13 protein-coding genes are annotated in these 15,396 nt (G+C 72.6%); 7 read left to right on the top strand and 6 right to left on the bottom strand.

Annotated elements, in window-relative coordinates:
• Positions 1-41: 41 nt before the first annotated feature.
• A complete protein-coding gene (locus tag ACLQ2R_RS04655; protein WP_425958005.1) occupies positions 42-587 on the top strand; it encodes a GNAT family N-acetyltransferase in 546 nt (181 codons plus the stop codon).
• Between the two features lie 178 nt (positions 588-765).
• On the top strand, positions 766-1,362 hold the full coding sequence (locus ACLQ2R_RS04660) for a TetR/AcrR family transcriptional regulator (protein WP_425958006.1): 597 nt from the start codon (positions 766-768) through the stop codon (positions 1,360-1,362).
• Positions 1,363-1,393: 31 nt separating this feature from the next.
• Here ACLQ2R_RS04660 and ACLQ2R_RS04665 read toward each other — a convergent pair whose 3' ends face one another.
• Positions 1,394-1,726, bottom strand: a complete 333-nt coding sequence (locus tag ACLQ2R_RS04665; protein ID WP_425958007.1) for a hypothetical protein — start codon at positions 1,724-1,726, stop codon at positions 1,394-1,396.
• Between the two features lie 139 nt (positions 1,727-1,865).
• Here ACLQ2R_RS04665 and ACLQ2R_RS04670 point away from each other — a divergent pair, with 139 nt between their 5' ends.
• The gene (locus ACLQ2R_RS04670; RefSeq protein WP_425958008.1) at positions 1,866-3,317 is read left to right on the top strand and encodes a DUF7059 domain-containing protein; all 1,452 of its coding nucleotides are present in this window, start codon (positions 1,866-1,868) and stop codon (positions 3,315-3,317) included.
• Between the two features lie 311 nt (positions 3,318-3,628).
• On the opposite strand, the gene ACLQ2R_RS04675 is transcribed toward ACLQ2R_RS04670, so the two are convergent.
• Entirely contained in the window at positions 3,629-6,802 is a 3,174-nt protein-coding gene (locus tag ACLQ2R_RS04675) for an AfsR/SARP family transcriptional regulator (RefSeq protein ID WP_425958009.1), read from the bottom strand.
• A 411-nt stretch (positions 6,803-7,213) separates the two neighbouring features.
• Between ACLQ2R_RS04675 and ACLQ2R_RS04680 the strand changes: the two genes are divergently transcribed.
• From ACLQ2R_RS04680 to ACLQ2R_RS04690, 3 genes are all read left to right on the top strand, one after another.
• The gene (locus ACLQ2R_RS04680; protein ID WP_425958011.1) at positions 7,214-7,720 is read left to right on the top strand and encodes a hypothetical protein; all 507 of its coding nucleotides are present in this window, start codon (positions 7,214-7,216) and stop codon (positions 7,718-7,720) included.
• 219 nt (positions 7,721-7,939) lie between these two features.
• Positions 7,940-8,605: a ribonuclease HII gene (locus tag ACLQ2R_RS04685; RefSeq protein WP_425958012.1), complete on the top strand. Its 666-nt coding sequence runs from the start codon at positions 7,940-7,942 to the stop codon at positions 8,603-8,605.
• A gap of 151 nt (positions 8,606-8,756) precedes the next feature.
• Positions 8,757-9,908 carry an LLM class flavin-dependent oxidoreductase gene (locus ACLQ2R_RS04690; RefSeq protein ID WP_425958013.1) on the top strand — a complete coding sequence of 384 codons (1,152 nt, stop codon included), beginning with the start codon at positions 8,757-8,759 and terminating at the stop codon, positions 9,906-9,908.
• A gap of 6 nt (positions 9,909-9,914) precedes the next feature.
• On the opposite strand, the gene ACLQ2R_RS04695 is transcribed toward ACLQ2R_RS04690, so the two are convergent.
• The 3 genes from ACLQ2R_RS04695 to ACLQ2R_RS04705 all read right to left on the bottom strand — a co-directional run bounded on the left by ACLQ2R_RS04695 (position 9,915) and on the right by ACLQ2R_RS04705 (position 11,980).
• Complete coding sequence (locus ACLQ2R_RS04695; RefSeq protein WP_425958014.1) at positions 9,915-10,301, bottom strand: SCO5389 family protein; 387 nt, start codon at positions 10,299-10,301, stop codon at positions 9,915-9,917.
• Between the two features lie 63 nt (positions 10,302-10,364).
• Entirely contained in the window at positions 10,365-11,330 is a 966-nt protein-coding gene (locus ACLQ2R_RS04700) for an ATP-binding protein (protein ID WP_425958015.1), read from the bottom strand.
• A gap of 323 nt (positions 11,331-11,653) precedes the next feature.
• A complete protein-coding gene (locus ACLQ2R_RS04705; protein ID WP_425958016.1) occupies positions 11,654-11,980 on the bottom strand; it encodes a hypothetical protein in 327 nt (108 codons plus the stop codon).
• A gap of 124 nt (positions 11,981-12,104) precedes the next feature.
• Here ACLQ2R_RS04705 and ACLQ2R_RS04710 point away from each other — a divergent pair, with 124 nt between their 5' ends.
• On the top strand, positions 12,105-13,481 hold the full coding sequence (locus ACLQ2R_RS04710) for a hypothetical protein (RefSeq protein ID WP_425958017.1): 1,377 nt from the start codon (positions 12,105-12,107) through the stop codon (positions 13,479-13,481).
• Between the two features lie 341 nt (positions 13,482-13,822).
• On the opposite strand, the gene ACLQ2R_RS04715 is transcribed toward ACLQ2R_RS04710, so the two are convergent.
• Positions 13,823-15,208 carry an LCP family protein gene (locus ACLQ2R_RS04715; RefSeq protein WP_425958018.1) on the bottom strand — a complete coding sequence of 462 codons (1,386 nt, stop codon included), beginning with the start codon at positions 15,206-15,208 and terminating at the stop codon, positions 13,823-13,825.
• Positions 15,209-15,396: the final 188 nt, after the last annotated feature.

Genomic DNA, 15,396 nt, shown 5'->3' on the forward strand with positions numbered 1-15,396 from the left:
GTCTACTTGACATACTCAGCCCTCCACGGGACTCTGAGTCCATGACGCGAACTCAGCAGGTGTCGTCGCACCACGTCTCCGGCTGCGACCTGGCGCTGCCCGGTCGCGTGGCGACGGTCTCCGGCGCGGCCGTGGAGATCCGGCCCGCGCGGCCCGAGGACGAGGAGCGGATCCGCCGCTTCCTGGAGGGCCTGTCGTCCCGGACCCGGACGAGGCGGTTCTTCACCGAGATGCACCGCCCCGACGCGAGGTTCGTCGGCGCGCTCCTGGCGGTGGACGGGCGGCGCGACGCGCTGCTCGCCGTGCACGGGGACCTGCTCGTCGGTCACGCGATGAGCTACCGGGGACAGGAGACCGACATCGAGATCGCCGTGGTGGTGAGCGACGAGTGGCAGGGGATGGGACTCGGCTCCCGCCTCGCCCGCGCGCTGATGCGCCGCGCCGCGGCCCAGGGGGCCACGACGGTGGGAATGGACGTCCTCGGGGACAACCGCACGGTACTGGCGATGATCCACAGGATCTGGCCGGACGCGACCATGCGCGTCTCCTCGGGCACGGTGGAGGTGACCGCCGGGATCCTCACCTGAGCGGTCCGCGGACGGAGTGAGAACGGTGACGGGCGGGGACGCGACAGGGGACGGGGACGGGAAAGGGGGCGAAGCGGGGACGGGACCCGGGTGGGGATCACGGCGATAGGATCGACGTGGTCCACGCCGTTTCCCGGAGAGTTTGCGGAACAAGGTTCTGTTGCCCCACCATTGGAACGTGAAGACCGCCAAGAACGGCCGCGACGGCCGCACCAGGATCGTCGAGGGTGCCCTCCGCCGATTCAGCCAGGACGGGGTCTCGGCCACCACGCTCGCCAGCCTCCGCGAGGAGAGCGGCGTCAGCGTCGGCAGCTTCTACCACCACTTCGCCAGCAAGGAACACGTCTTCGGCGTCCTGTACGCCGAGACCCTGAACATGTACCAGGACGCGTTCCTCGCCGAGCTCCAGCGCCACGAGGGCGCCAGGGAGGGCCTCGAGGCCATCGTCGCGCTGCACATGTCCTGGTGCGGCGAACACCGCGAGCGGGCCCACCTGCTGATCAGCGAGCGGCCGCCCCGGCGCGAGGAGCCCGGGGGCACCGACGTGGCGGAGTCGCGCAGGGCGTTCTTCAGGAAGGTCGCCGACTGGTGGCGCCCGCACATGAAGGACGGGCTGCTCCAGCCCGTCCACCCGACGATGTGCTACGTGCTGTGGCTGGGACCGGCGACCGAGATGTGCCGCCTGTGGTTCGCGGGAGCGCACCAGCCCACCTCCGAGGAGATCGCGGGACTGTGCGAGGCGGCCTGGCAGAGCCTGCGGCAGCAGGGTTCCTGACCCACCCCGGCCCGTACGCGGACCTCCGTGGTCAGTACGCGGGCACGAGGTGGTGCCGCGCGTCCGCGAGCCGGTGCGCCCGCGTCGAGACCCGCCAGACCTCGTGGTCCAGGGAGATGTCCAGCCGCAGGTCCTCGCGCCGCCGCCGCAGGCCGGGGACGCGCACCCGGTCGGAGACGTCGAACCCGCCGTGCCGGGCGTAGCCGAACCCGAGCTCCCCGGTGAAGACGCGCAGCTCGTCCTGGTTGCCGCAGCGCGGGCACGTCCAGGCGACCACGTCCTTGCCGCGGTGGTAGTCGTGACAGGCGCGAAAATACTCGTCGGGCCGGAAACGGGACTCGCAGGCGAGGCAGGGGATCAGCATCGTGGATCCTTTGGAGCGGGTGGTGCGGTCGTACAGAACTACCGCCCGGCACTTGAGCCGTGCTTGCAGGACGCTTGTTCTCGTGGGTGACGATCCGGTCGCCGCAGGGCCGGGACCCGCCCGGTGCGAGGATTGCCCGGTGAACGATCTGCCGATCCGGCTCGGAGAGCTCCTGCTCGCGACCGGCTACACCATCGACGGCGTCCGGACGCGTCTCGGCGACGTCGCCGCCACCGCGCTGTCCCGCGAGGAGACCGTCCCCGCCCTGCGCGCCACCGCCGGGGGCGACCCGCTGGCGACCCTGATCCGGCTGTGGTGGCTGGGCGTCCCCGTCGACGAGCGCGCGATGCCGCCGGGCCCGCGGGCGGCAGAGCTGGCCGCGGCGGGCCTGGTCCGCGTCGAGGACGGCCGGGTCACCTCCACGGTGCACCTGCAGCCCTGGGAGACCGGCGGCTACCTCGTCTCCGACCGCAAGGTCAGGCCGGGCGACCCGGCCCTGCGCCCGGACCACGTCGTGGGCGCGGGCGGCGCCTCGGCGAACCTGGCCCAGCTCGCCTCCCGCCGCCCGGTCGGCCGCGCCCTGGATCTCGGCACCGGATGCGGGGTGCAGGTCCTGCACCTGAACGGCAGGGCGGAGGAGATCACGGCCACCGACGTCAACCCGCGCGCCCTGGAACTGGCCCGCCTCGGCTGGGCGCTCTCCGGGATCGACGGGGTCGACGCCCGGCAGGGCTCCCTGTTCGAGCCGGTGGAGGGCGAGCGCTTCGACCTGGTGGTCTCCAACCCGCCGTTCGTGATCTCCCCCGCCGGGCGGTTCACCTACCGCGAGTCGGGCCTGCGCGCCGACGACTTCTGCCGCGACCTGGTCCGGGGCGCGCCCCGCCACCTCGCCCCCGGCGGCACGTGTCACCTGCTGGCCAACTGGATGCACGTCGCCGGGGAGGACTGGCGCGACCGGGTGGGAGGCTGGCTCACCGGGACCGGCTGCGACGGCTGGGTGGTCCAGCGCGACGTCCAGGACCCCGCCGAGTACGTCGAGCTGTGGCTGCGGGACGCCGCCGAGCAGGGCACCGCGCGTCACCGCGAGCTTTACGACGACTGGCTCGGCTGGTTCGAGGCCGAGAACGTCACCGGGATCGGCTTCGGCTGGATCACGCTGAACGACTCCGGAAGCCTCGACCCGGTCGTCCGGGTGGAGGAGTACGGCCTGCCGGTGGAGCTCCCGGTCGGCGGGTACGTGGACCGGGTGCTGGAGGCGGTCACCACGGCCCACCGGCTGACCGACGCCGAGCTGCTGGACGCCCGGCTCGTGGTCGCCGACGGGGTGGTGGAGGAGCGGACCGGCCCGCCGGGCGCCGAGGACCCGGCGCGGATCGTGCTGCGGCAGACCACGGGGCTCGGCCGCAGCGTGCGGGTCGGGACGGTCGAGGCCGCTCTCGCGGGTGTCTGCGACGGAGACTATCCACTGGGCCCGCTGCTCGCCGCGATCGCCGAGCTCACCGGCGAGGACCCCTCCGACCTGCGCTCCAAGGCCCCCGCGGCACTCCGCCCGCTGATCGCGGAAGGGTTTTTCCACATATCCACAGGGTGATCGTCCACAGGCTGTGGATATCTCGGCTAACGCCTGTCAATCGAATGTCAAACGCGGCGAGGGAGTCTGTGGGTCGTGGGGCACGGACCCGGGGGTGAAGGGGCCGTGCCGTGTCCGGCCGGTCGTCCTGGTGAGGCGGCCGAGCCGCGGGCGACGTACCGGACAACCCGGGCCCCCTACACGTCGCCCGGCTCAGACGGCCGGCCGGACATCCACGCACACCGGGACCGCGGGCCACGTCGAGGGGACAACCGTTGATCAACCACGTCTGGATGACACGTCTCGACGAGGACCTGTACGACGACCTGGGGTCAGCGATCGACCCGGTCACGCTCGGCGCCTTCGGCACCGGCACTCGCACCACCGATCCGGTCACCGTCGGCGGCGTCGGCGGCGTCGGCGGGTTCGCGCTCCAGCAGGAGGCGCAGGTCCTCGGCCTCCGGCGCCCCGAGCCTGGTGAACAGGTGGTGGGCCCTCTCCAGGCAGCCACGGCCCCGCCCGGCGTCACCGAGACCGGCGAGGGCCCTGCCGAGAACCGATAGGGCCTGCGCCTCACCGTAGGGATGACCGATCTCGCGGCTCACCGACAGCGCCTGCTCGGCGTAGCGGGTCGCGTCGGGGAAGCGGCCCGCGTGGATGAACGTCTCGGCCAGCCGGGAGCAGACCCGCTGTTCCCAGACGCGCTGGTCACTGGCGCGGAAGAAGGCGAGGCACTCGGCGTGGTGGTGGACCGCCTCGTTGAGCCGTCCGACCCGCGACAGGATCATCCCCAGGTGGTAGCGGGCCCTGGCGGTACCCGCGTTGGAGCCCATCTCGATGAACAGCGCCAGGCCGCGCTCCGCCGCGGCGATCGCCTCCTCCGGCTGGCCGAGGAAGAGATGGTCGCGGGCGGAGTAGCTGAGGGTCAGGGCCTCCCCGCCCCGTGCGCCGGTCCGGCGGAACTCCTCGCGCGCCGCCTCGAACCAGGTCAGGGCCTCGGCGTGCCGCCGCATGCGCCCGGCCACGACGGCCAGCGCGTTCAGCGCCTCCCCGGCCACGATGCGGTCGCCCGCGTCCGACAGCTCCAGCGAGATCCGGAACTCCTCCTCGGCCTCGGCCAGCCGGTTGGCGCCGAACAGCACGCGGCCCAGCACGTAGCGGCAGCGCAGCTCACCGCCGGCGGCGCCGAGCCGCCGCGCGACGGCCAGCATCTCCCGGGCCCGGTTCTCGAACTCGCGGGCGTGGCTGCCCGACTCCAGCAGCGGCTCCATGGCCAGCAGCAGGTCGGCCCCTCCCAGCAGCTCGCCGGGCTCGTCCGCGCAGGTCACCTTGGCGATCGAGGCGAACAGCGACTCCGCCTCCACGGCCAGCCAGGACACGGCCTCGTCGACGGAGGCGAAGACGTGCCCGGTCCCGGTGACCGCGAGCCGGTCGGCGACCGTGCTGCCCTCGTAGGCCAGGCGGTGCGCCGAACGCGCGGACGCCAGGTAGAACTCCAGCAGCCGGCGCAGGGCCCTCTCGCCCTCGCCGCCGATGGTCACGCTCACCTCGGAGCCGCGCCGCCCCCCGTGCTCCACCTCGCCGGCGGCGCAGCTCTCCTCCTCGGCGTTGCCGACCCGTTCCGCGGTACGGCGGGCGAAGAGCTTGAGCAGGTCGTGGAAGCGGTAGCGGCCGGGGGTGGGGGCCTCCAGCAGGCTCGCGTCCACCAGGGACTCCAGGACGTCCTCGGTGTCCATCGGGTCCAGGTCGAGCAGCGCGGACGCGGCCAGGACCGAGATGTCCGGCCCCCCGGGCAGGGAGAGCAACCGGAACGCGCGGGCCTGGGCGGGGCCGAGCTGGCCGTACCCGAGGGCGAAGGTCGCCTCCACCGCCAGGTCGCCCACGCGCATCTCGTCCAGGCGGCGGCGCTCGTCGGCCAGCCGGGCCACCAGCGAGGCGACGGTCCAGGACGGCCGGGAGGCCAGCCGGGCGGCCACGATCCGCACCGCGAGCGGCAGGAAACCGCAGGCGGCGACCACGTCCATGGCCGAGCCGCGCTCCGCCTCCACGCGCTCGGCGCCGGCGACGGTGCCGAACAGCGCGAGGGCCTCCTCGGGCTCCATGACGTCCAGGTCGACCAGCCGGGCCGAGGCCAGGTCGGCGAGCTTGCCACGGCTGGTCACGATCGCCGCGCAACCGGTCGAACCGGGCAGGAGCTGGCTCACCTGGGCGGCGTCGCGGGCATTGTCCAGCAGCACCAGCATCCGGCGTTCGGCCAGCAGGGAGCGGAACAGCGCCGACCGTTCCGCCAGGCCGTCGGGGAGGGCGTCGCCGGGCAGGCCGAGGCCGCGCAGGAAGGCCGCCAGCACCGAGTCGGGAGCGGCCGGCTCCTCGCCGTACCCGCGCAGGTCGGCGTACAGCTGCCCGTCGGGGAACAGGTCGTGCATGGCGTGGGCGACGTGCACGGCCAGGGCCGTCTTGCCCACGCCGCCGATGCCGGAGATGGCCGCCACCGGCACGCCCTCGGAGCCGTTGCGGTCCGACAGCAGGGTGCGCAGCCGGGCGATGATCTGGCGCCGGCCGGTGAAGTCGCTCGCGGCGGCGGGCAGCTGCGCCGGGCGCGGCAGCTCCGCGACCGCCGGTGCGGCCCTGGACTCCGGTGCCGTCCGGTCGCCCCGGGGGGTGTCCCCGTCCCCCGGCGCCGGCGTGGCGCGTCCCCGGTGGCCCTCGGGAGCGTCCCGCGCCGTCCCCGTTCCCGCTCCGGGGTCGCGGGCCGCGCCGGGCCCGGAGGTGTCACCCGTACGGCCCGCCTGGCCGGGCCGGTCGGTGCGGGCCGGCATGAGGGAGGGGTCGTCGGCGAGGATGCGCCGGTGCATGCTCGTCAGGTCGGGGCCAGGCTCGATGCCCAGCTCCTCGATCAGGGTGGCGCGGGTGCCGGCGAAGGTCGACAGCGCCTCCGCCCTGCGCCCGCAGCGGTAGTAGGCCAGCATCAGCTGGACGCGGAGCCGCTCGCGCAGCGGGTGGTCGCCGACCAGGGCGACCAGCTCGGACATGACGTCGGCGTGCCTGCCCAGCTCCAGGTCCAGGTCCATCAGGACCTCCAGCACGTTCATCCGGCGCTCGGCGAGCCGGCCGCGCTGATGCTCGGCGTAGGGGCCGACGGCTCCGGCCAGCGGCTCGCCGGTGTACAGCGCCAGGCTCGCGCGCAGGCTCCGGGTGGCCTCGGCGAGGTCACCCGCGCGACGCGCGGTCTCGGCCTCGGAGACGCCGCGCTCGAACAGGGTCAGGTCGAGGGTCTCGGGGTCCAGTTGCAGCGCGTACCCCCTGCCGACGGAGGTCAGCAGCTCGGGGCGGGTGCGCGGCGACCTGCCGGGCTCCAGCACCGAACGCAGCCGGGAGACGTAGGTGCGCAGCGCGCCGAGCGCCCGGGGCGGCGCGTCCTCCCCCCAGATCGCGTCGATCATCTCGGCCGGGGTCACCGCCCGGCTCTCCCTGAGCAGCAGCATCGCGAGAATGGAGCGTTGCAAGGGGGTTCCCAGATCGAGTTCCGACCCTGCACGCCAGGCCCGGACGGGACCCAGTACGGCGAATCTCAGCCCGTCTTCGCCGTCCTGAACAGCCATTACCTGGATCTCCACCCCACCGGAAAGTTCTATTGACAAATAATAAGTCCTCCCTTGCTTACCACATAGGCGCAGAGATGCCTGTTAACGGGGGCGTTGATTCTCCGTTGATCGGTCGTTGAGCCGTGCTTGTCATGCTCCGCATGTCGGGCGTGGCCCCTGACGGGGGCGGCCATGCCCGACATGTCAGCAGATTGCATGCAGGTATCAGGTGCGCGTAAAGGCGCTGCAGGCCCGGTGCAGGCGACAGGCCCTATCAATTGGGGCATGGCTCCCCCGAAAGAACGGGAGCCCGGCTCCCCAAGGAGAACCACCATGCGCCCCTCCACCCGAACGTTCCTCGGACTCACCGCCGCCACCGCCGTCCTCGCGCTCGGCGTCCCGGCCCTCGCCTCCCCGGCCCTCGCCGCCCCCGCGGCCGCCCCCCGGACCGCCGCCGTGGTCGCCTCCGGCGACTACGACGAGTACTGGGGCTACCACTACTCCAAGTACGACGACGACTCCCGCGCCAAGGCCAAGGGGCACGTCTGGACCGACGACGACGACCGCGTCCACCTCCAGGGCAGGCTCTACGACCCGCACTCGCCGAACCGCCTGTGCGGTTACGCCCAGTTCAAGTTCGAGACGCACGACGGTGACGAGAAGAACTACTGGGCGCGCAAGTGCGGCTCCAGCGGGTACGCGCCCTTCCACTTCACGCAGCACGAGATCGACAACCTGCAGGTCAGGGTGTGCTACTGGGACAGGCACGAGGGCAGGAAGACCCTGTGCGGCAAGTGGCGCTACATCTACGAGGCCGACGCCGACAACGGCGAGGAGTGACGGCGGGACCTCCGGCGGGCCCGGGCGGGCCCGCCGGACGGTTCTGGTTCAAGCACTGGAATGCTTATTCCTCCTTTATTGGAGGTGTTAACGTTATTCATTCCTTTTGTCGGGACTCGGGCTTTTTTGGTTCCGGACGTTCCTCAGGGTTCCGGGGGTCCGGCGGGTCGCCGTGTTCCCGTTCCCGCCCGGCGGCCCGCCTCCCGGTACCGTCGGCACGTGCCTCCCTCCTACGCGCTCGAACGGTTGCTGAACGACGGCGGATCCAAGCTGGTCGCCGGGGTGGACGAGGTCGGGCGCGGGGCCTGGGCCGGCCCGGTGGCGGTCTGCGCCGTCGTCACCGACCTGTCGGAGCCGCCCGCCGGGCTCACCGACTCCAAGCTGCTCACCCCCGCCCGCCGCGCCGCCATGGTGGGTGAGATCACCGCCTGGGCGGCAGGGATCGGCTACGGCGAGGCGTCCCACCGGGAGATCGACGAGCTGGGGATGACCGAGGCGCTGCGCCGGGCGGCCGGCAGGGCACTGGCCGCCCTGCCCGTCAGGCCCGACGTGGTCGTCCTCGACGGCAAGCACGACTACCTGGGCGCCCCCTGGGCCGTACGCTGCGAGATCAAGGGCGACCTGTCGTGCGTCTCCGTCGCCGCCGCCTCCGTGGTCGCCAAGGTCCGCAGGGACGCCCACATGGCCTCGCTGGGCCTGGACGCGTACGGGTTCGCCGCCAACGCCGGGTATCCCTCGCCGGTCCACCAGGCGGCCCTGGCCGAGCTGGGCCCGACGGAACACCACCGGCTCTCCTGGTCCTACCTCGACGACCTGCCCCGGTGGCGCCACCTGAAGAGGCATCGCAACCCGCTGGCAGGGGAAGGACAGCTCGACCTCTTCTGACGGGCACCGCCCGTGCCGCGCGAGCCGTGCGCGTGACCTGGACGCCCGGCGTCTTCTTTTCCCCCGCCTGCGGGCTTTCCGCCCCCCCGTCGCACGCACCCGTACGCGGGACCGGGTACCGGGAGCCGCGCGGCGGGGACATCATCGGAGCATGCGGATCGGAGTCTTCCTGGTCGCCGCCGGGTTCCCCGGCCGGGAGCCGGGCGAGGTGCTGCGCGACACCGTGGAGGCGGTCGTCGCGGCGGAGCGGGCGGGCTTCGACGACGCCTGGATCGCCGAACACCACTTCATGTCGTACGGCGTGTGCCCGTCGGCGGCGACGCTGGCCGGTGTGGCGCTGGGCCGCACCACCAGGATCGGGGTCGGCACGGCGGTGAGCGTGCTGTCCACCCGGCACCCCGTGGACCTGGCGGAGCAGGCGGCGATCCTGGACCAGGTGTCCGGTGGCCGGTTCACCCTGGGGGTGGGCAGGGGCGGGCCGTGGGTGGACCTGGAGGTGTTCGGCACGGGGCTGGCGAGGTTCGAGCGCGGTTTCGCCGAGTCGCTCGACCTGCTGTGCGAGGCGCTCTCCGAGGGGGCGGTCTCCGCCGGAGGGGAGTTCTTCGGGTTCAGGAGGGTCCCGATGGTCCCGGCGGCCAGGCTGCGGCCGGTCGTCGCGTGCACCTCTCCGGAGACCGTGGCGCTCGCCGCCCGGCGGGGGTTGCCGATGCTGCTGGGCATGCACATCGGCGACGAGGAGAAGGCCGTCATGCTCCGGCGCTACGAGGACGAGGCCGGGGCACCGGAACCCGATGGGCGCGGGAGCGGTGCATGGACACCCGGTGGGGGCGGGACGGACGCGCGGGCGCCCGGTGCGCGCGGGACAGGTGTACGGGCCCCCGGTGCGCGCGGGAACGGGACCGCGGACCCGTTCGCCGGGCCCACGCATCTCGCGGCGGCGGTGGGCCATGTGGCCGACACGACGGAGCGTGCCGTGCGGGAGCTGCGGGAGGCCATGCCGCGCTGGCTGGGACCCGGCCTGGCGGGTTACGTTCCCGTGGACGGGCGGGCGCGGCCCGCGCGTGACGTCCGGGGGTACGTGGACTTCCTCTGCGAGACGCATCCGGTCGGCTCGCCCGGCCGCTGCGTCGAGATGATCGAGCGGACCGCCGCGGCCACCGGCCTGCGGCACCTGATCCTCCTGGTCGAGGGGGCGGGCGACCGCGCGCGCGTCATCGAGAACATCGAGCGGCTCGGGGCGGAGGTGCTGCCCCGGGTCCGCGGCCGCGCCCGTCCGCACGGGACGGGCACGACCACGGGATGAGGCCCGTCAGCAGTCGACGAGCTCGGGCGTCTGGTTCAGGATCTGCGACCTGGCGGTGACGAACTCCGCGTGGGCGCCGGTGGCGGCCGGGTCGAAGACCGCGACCCGGTGGCAGTTCTGGAAGGCGAGCCGTACCCCGAAGTGACGCTCCAGGGCGCCGCGCATGGCGTCGCTGGCGAGGGCACGCAGGAGCTGGCCGCGTGCGGTCTCGTCCGGCGGGGGCACGGTGTTGTCCGCGAACTCGGCGCCGGTGCGCTCCCGTTGCTCGACCAGGCCGGTGATCAACGCCCAGGCGTAGGGCAGGGAGTCTCTGACGCAGGTCACGAAGGCCGCGTCGTCCACCTCTCCGGCCTTGGCCTGAACGAGAAGATCGTTGGAAACGGTCAGCGACATGCTGCGTTCTCCTCTCAAAAGGGGATCATTCAGACAGTAAGTGTGGAACGGTGATCACTCCATCTAGCCGGAGAGCGACACTCGCGTGGGTCCGAAGACGAACCCGGGGTCGATCTGGTCCGCGAGGTCCTCGCCGGTGGCCCTGTTCGCCCAGGCCTTCGCGTTGCGCAGATGGAACAGCACGGCCTGGCGTCCGAAGCGGGGCCAGTCCTTCTCCTGGGCGTCGAGATGGTCCAGAAGCCTGCCCATCGCCAGGGAGTTCGCCGGCTCCAGGTCGCGAAGCGTGAAGGGACGGCCCTGCTCCATCGCGCGGATCGCGGCGGAGTGCTCCAGGCAGACCAGCAGGTCGTCGCCGACCTGGTCGCGCAGGAACGCCACGTCGCCGGGACCGTGGATCTTGTTGCCCACCACCGCGAGCGGCACGCCGTAGTCGGCGGCGTAGTCGCGGTACTGGCGGTAGACGCCCACGCCCTGCCGGGTCGGCTCGGCCACCAGGAAGGTCATGTCGAAGCGGGTGAACAGCCCCGAGGCGAAGGAGTCGGCCCCGGCCGTCATGTCGACCACCACGTACTCGCCCGCGCCGTCGAGCAGGTGGTTGAGATAGAGCTCCACCGCGCCGACCTTGGAGTGGTAGCACGCCACCCCGAGGTCGTCCTCGTCGAACGGCCCGGTGACCATCAGCCTGGGTCCCTCGGGCGTGGCGACGGCGAATCCGGAGTGGATCGGGTCGTCCCGCCCGTCCAGCCTGAGCAGCCGCGAGCCGCGCCCCGGCGGGGTGGTCTTGACCATGGCCGAAGCCGAGGAGATGCGGGGATTCTCTCCCCGCAGGTACTCCTTGATCTCGGTCAGGTGCGAGCCCATGGGCCGCGGTGACGCCCTCTCGTCCAGCCCCAGTGCCATGCCCAGGTGCTGGTTGATGTCGGCGTCGACGGCGACGACGGAGCCGCCCCGGCTCGCCGTGTACCTCGCGAACAGCGCCGACAGAGTCGTCTTGCCGCTGCCGCCCTTGCCGACGAATGCCACCCTCACGACGACGTTCCCATCTGATTATGAAAATCATTACGGTCGGTTCGGGGAACATCATGGCACGGCCGGGAGGCTCGCGCGGCGGTTACGGCCACGGGCGGCGCGTCCACGACCAGGGCGGATATGCGGGCAGGAGCGACCTCGGCTGACATCGCCGACAGAACGCGTGGGAGGAACGCGTGCCATGTCATGACCGGTGCCGGAGATCCGTGGTTCCCGTTCCGTGGTCTCCTGTCCGGACTCGGTGGTGGTCTTGGGGATCGGCGGGCCAGAAGTTTGCCGTCGCCGCCGGTGAGGCGCCACCGGCGCGGGTATCCCCCACCGAATCAGTGGATCTTGAGCCCCCCGGCGAGATCGAGGACAAGGGTCAGCGAGGGGCTTGTGGTGTTGCGTACCGGTACCTGGTCACGTCCCGCCCGGATGGGCGGAGCCGGCGGGATCGCCGCGTGGGGGGCGGTGCTCGCGACCCTCGCGGTGCTCGCGACGCCGTCGGTCGCGCCGGCCGCGTCCCGTCCGGTGCCCGTGCCCTCCACGGCGGCCGTGTCGGTCACGCGGGCGGTTCCGGCCCCGAAGACCGCGCCTTCCGTGAAGGTCGTGCCGGTTCCGGAGGCGACACCGGGGGCGCCGACGGCGCCTGGGGGTTCGCGGGACACTTCTGCCGTCCCCGGAGCGGATGCCGACGGGCCACAGGCGGACGCCGGGTCGGAGGATGCCGGGTCGGAGGATGCCGGACCGGAGGATGCCGGACCGGAGGATGCCGGATCGGAGATCGAGGTTGTGAGGACGTCCTCGCCCGTTCTCGCCAAACCCGGTCAGAAGGTCACCTACACCGTCCGGCTGCGCAACACCGGAGACGTCCCCCGCGCCGATGTCACCTTCACCGACGACCTGTCGGGCCTGCTGGACGACGCGGTCCTCGGCCCCGGCCTGTCGGCCACCTCGGGCACGGTCTCCTTCGAAGCGCCGGAGGTTACCTGGACCGGTGACCTGGCGGCCGGGCACGCGGTGACGCTCACCTACGACATCGTGGTGAACGATCCCCCGGCGGGGGATCTGCGCCTGTCCACGGAACCGGCGGGTCCCGGCGGGGCCGCCTGCGGATCCGGTCCCGGTGACCCCCCCTGCGAGGGCGCCGAGGCGCCCGGCCTGCCGCTCCTGTACGTCCTGATGACCGCCGACCACGACAGGGCCGTGCCGGGTGAGGTGGTCACCTACACCGTCACCGTCGGCAACGTCGGAACCGCCGCCTACCAGGGCGCCTCGCTCACCGGACTGCTCTCCCGGGTGCTCGACGACGCCACCTACAACGGCGACGCGCGAGCCACGCACGGGGTCGTCTCCTACGTCGCGCCGAGGCTGGTGTGGACCGGCGACGTCCCCGCGGGCGACACGGTCACGATCACCTACGGCGTGACCGTCAACGCTCCCGGTACCGGGGACCGCGTGCTGGACAGCGCCGTTCAGGCCGGTGGAGGCGGCACGAACTGCCCGGCTCCGGCACCCGCACCGATGCCCGGAGCCGGGACCGGGGCCGGGGCCGCCAGGCTCTCCGGTCCCGTTCCCGGGACGAATCTCGGCTGCGCCCAGCGGATCCCCGTGGAGGACGCGACGATCCCCCCGAAGCAGGTGCCCGAGGAGGTTCCGGCCGCCGGGGCGGATGCGGCTCCCGAGGAGGCAACGGCCGTCGCGGCGGATGTGGTGCCCGAGGTGAACGCGCTCACGGGAGCGGACGCGGTGCCCGAGGTGAACGCGGTCACGGGAGCGGACGCGGTGGCCGGGGTGAACGCTGTCACGGCGGACACGGTTACCGGGGTGAACGCCGTCACGGGGACGGAGGCGTCACCCGGGGAGGTTCCGGCCGCCGGGGCGGACGCGGTTCTCGAGGAGGCCCCGGCCGGGAGTGAGGGGACCCGGGGCGGGCCTGTCCCGTCGCGGAGGGCGGGGGATCACCTCGACGAGGAGGCGGGAGGATTTCTGGAGCCGGACGCGGAAGGGCCCTTCCCTGCGGCCTGCGGTGTCGGCGGCTCCTGCGACCCGGCGGTCGTTCCGGTCCTCCCCTTCACCGGATCGCGGCTCGACCCGCTCCCGGCGGGACTGTCGCTGATCCTCCTCGGCCTGGTCCTGCGGCGGTGCACCCGCCGAGGCGCCCCGTGACGGGGCCCGGCGTGCCGCGTCCCTGACCCGTCCCGGTACGGAGACCTCCGGCCGGGCGAGCCCGGGATCCCCTCGGCGGGAACTCCCGGTCGAACCGGGCACGAGATCCCCGGGAGACCTCGGGATCGAGCCGCTCGCGGGATCCGCGGGGCCCGCCGATCGAGCGGGTCATGGAACCCCGGCGGGAGTCCTCGCCCGCCGGGCGTGAGGATCCATGGACCGGGCCCGGCACGGGACCCGCCGGTCGGAGACGGCGTGGCACCTCGGCCGGGCCCGCGCCCGGCGTACCCCGGTCGCTCCGGACGCCCTGGACGTCCTCGAGGGCCGGGGTCCGCCGGACGTCAGTCGCAGGCGGAGTCGAGCACGACGGCTCTCGCCCCGGCGCGCCCGCCCGCGTTCCTGCCACGGTTACCGGCCGGTACGGCGGCGCGCGGAACCGGAGGCGGCGCGGCCAGGGTCATCGCGACCTCGCGCCTGATCAGGGGGTAGTCGGGCGCGCCCGAGTAGATCAGCGGCGGCACGAACTGCAGGCTCCTGATCCTGGAGTGCTTCACCTTCTCCGACAGCTCCACCAGGTCGGGCAGCAGCTCGCGCGGGATGTCGGTGGAGATCGCGTCGACCGCGGCGCGGGCCAGCCTCTCGAAGCTCCTGAACACCGTCGCCGGGTCGGCCTGCTTGGCGACCGCGTTCAGCAGGCACTTCTGGCGGCTCATCCGCACGTAGTCGTCGCTGTAGGTGCGGGACCTGCCGTACCAGAGCGCCTGCTCGCCGGAGAGGCGGCGCCTGCCCGGTTCGATCCGGCCCTCGTTGTACAGCCCGTAGACGATGGGGTCCTTGACGCGGACCCGCACGCCGCCCATCGCGTCGACGATCTCGGTGAACCCTCGCATGTCGACCATCGCGTAGTAGGGGATGTCGAGGCCGAGGATGCCGCCGACCGTTCTCTTCAGCAGCGCGGGACCACGCTGCCGCCTGCCCAGCCGTGGGGCCATCTCGGGATGGTCCTCGGCGTACTGGTAGACCTCGTTGAGCATGCCCGGCGTGTACGGCGGCAGGCCCTCGAAGCCGTAGGGGAAGCGGGAGCGGGCGGGTCCCGGCGGCATCGGGACGTTCTCCAGGTTCCTGGGCAGGCCGAACAGCACGGTGTCGCCGGTGCTGGTGTCGACGCTGGCCACGGTCATGCTGTCGGTGCGCACGCCGACGCGGTTGGCGGCGGCGTCGGCGCCGACGAGCAGGATGTTGATCCGCTCCGTGCCCTGCCACGGGTCGTCGACCGGGATCGGCGTGACACTCTCGGCGAACACCGAGGTCACCACGGTCTGCGAGACGTACGCCAGCCGGGCCACGTACACCAGGGGGGTGACCAGGAGGACGCAGAGCAGGCCGATGGCGGCGGCCGAGAGGTACCGCGCCGCCCGGGACGCCCTCCTGGGGCGGACCAGCAGGTAGGAGCGGATCACCACGGCCACCGTCGTCCCGGCGACCAGCAGGGCGGCCAGCGCGAAGGACCACAGCCAGACCGGCTGCACGGCGAGGGCGAGCAGGGCGGGACCGGCGGTCAGCATCGCGGTCGCCGCGGCGGCGGCGAGGACCAGCTCCATGCCCAGCAGGAAGGCGCCGGTCAGGCGGCGGCCGACCCAGAGGTGGGCCAGGCCCCACAGCACGGCGGATCCCAGCGTGAGGGCCAGGCTCGACCTCACGTCCGTCCGCCCCGTATCGCCGGTCATGACCCTGTCCCCGCTGTCCGTAAACCCGTTACGTCGCAGGTTAGTAATGGTTTTCGGATCAATGGGCCATGTGGTCGTTCGACGCGCTGAGGAGGGTCGGTCAAGGTTTGTCAACCCCGTCTCACCGCCACATTGACAACAAGTCTCAAGTTATCGTCAAAAATGCTGCATAGATGGTTTTAGCAGGC

The organism is Streptosporangium sp. DT93 (assembly GCF_049844535.1).
Classification (GTDB): Bacteria; Actinomycetota; Actinomycetes; order Streptosporangiales; family Streptosporangiaceae; genus Streptosporangium.

Bases quoted from the DNA above. Each gene is read 5' to 3' on its own strand.
- ACLQ2R_RS04655 (WP_425958005.1), top strand. From the start codon at position 42: ATGACGCGAACTCAGCAGGTGTCGTCGCACCACGTCTCCGGCTGCGAC.
- ACLQ2R_RS04665 (WP_425958007.1), bottom strand. From the start codon at position 1,726: ATGCTGATCCCCTGCCTCGCCTGCGAGTCCCGTTTCCGGCCCGACGAG.
- ACLQ2R_RS04680 (WP_425958011.1), top strand. From the start codon at position 7,214: ATGCGCCCCTCCACCCGAACGTTCCTCGGACTCACCGCCGCCACCGCC.
- ACLQ2R_RS04690 (WP_425958013.1), top strand. From the start codon at position 8,757: ATGCGGATCGGAGTCTTCCTGGTCGCCGCCGGGTTCCCCGGCCGGGAG.
- ACLQ2R_RS04695 (WP_425958014.1), bottom strand. From the start codon at position 10,301: ATGTCGCTGACCGTTTCCAACGATCTTCTCGTTCAGGCCAAGGCCGGA.
- ACLQ2R_RS04715 (WP_425958018.1), bottom strand. From the start codon at position 15,208: ATGACCGGCGATACGGGGCGGACGGACGTGAGGTCGAGCCTGGCCCTC.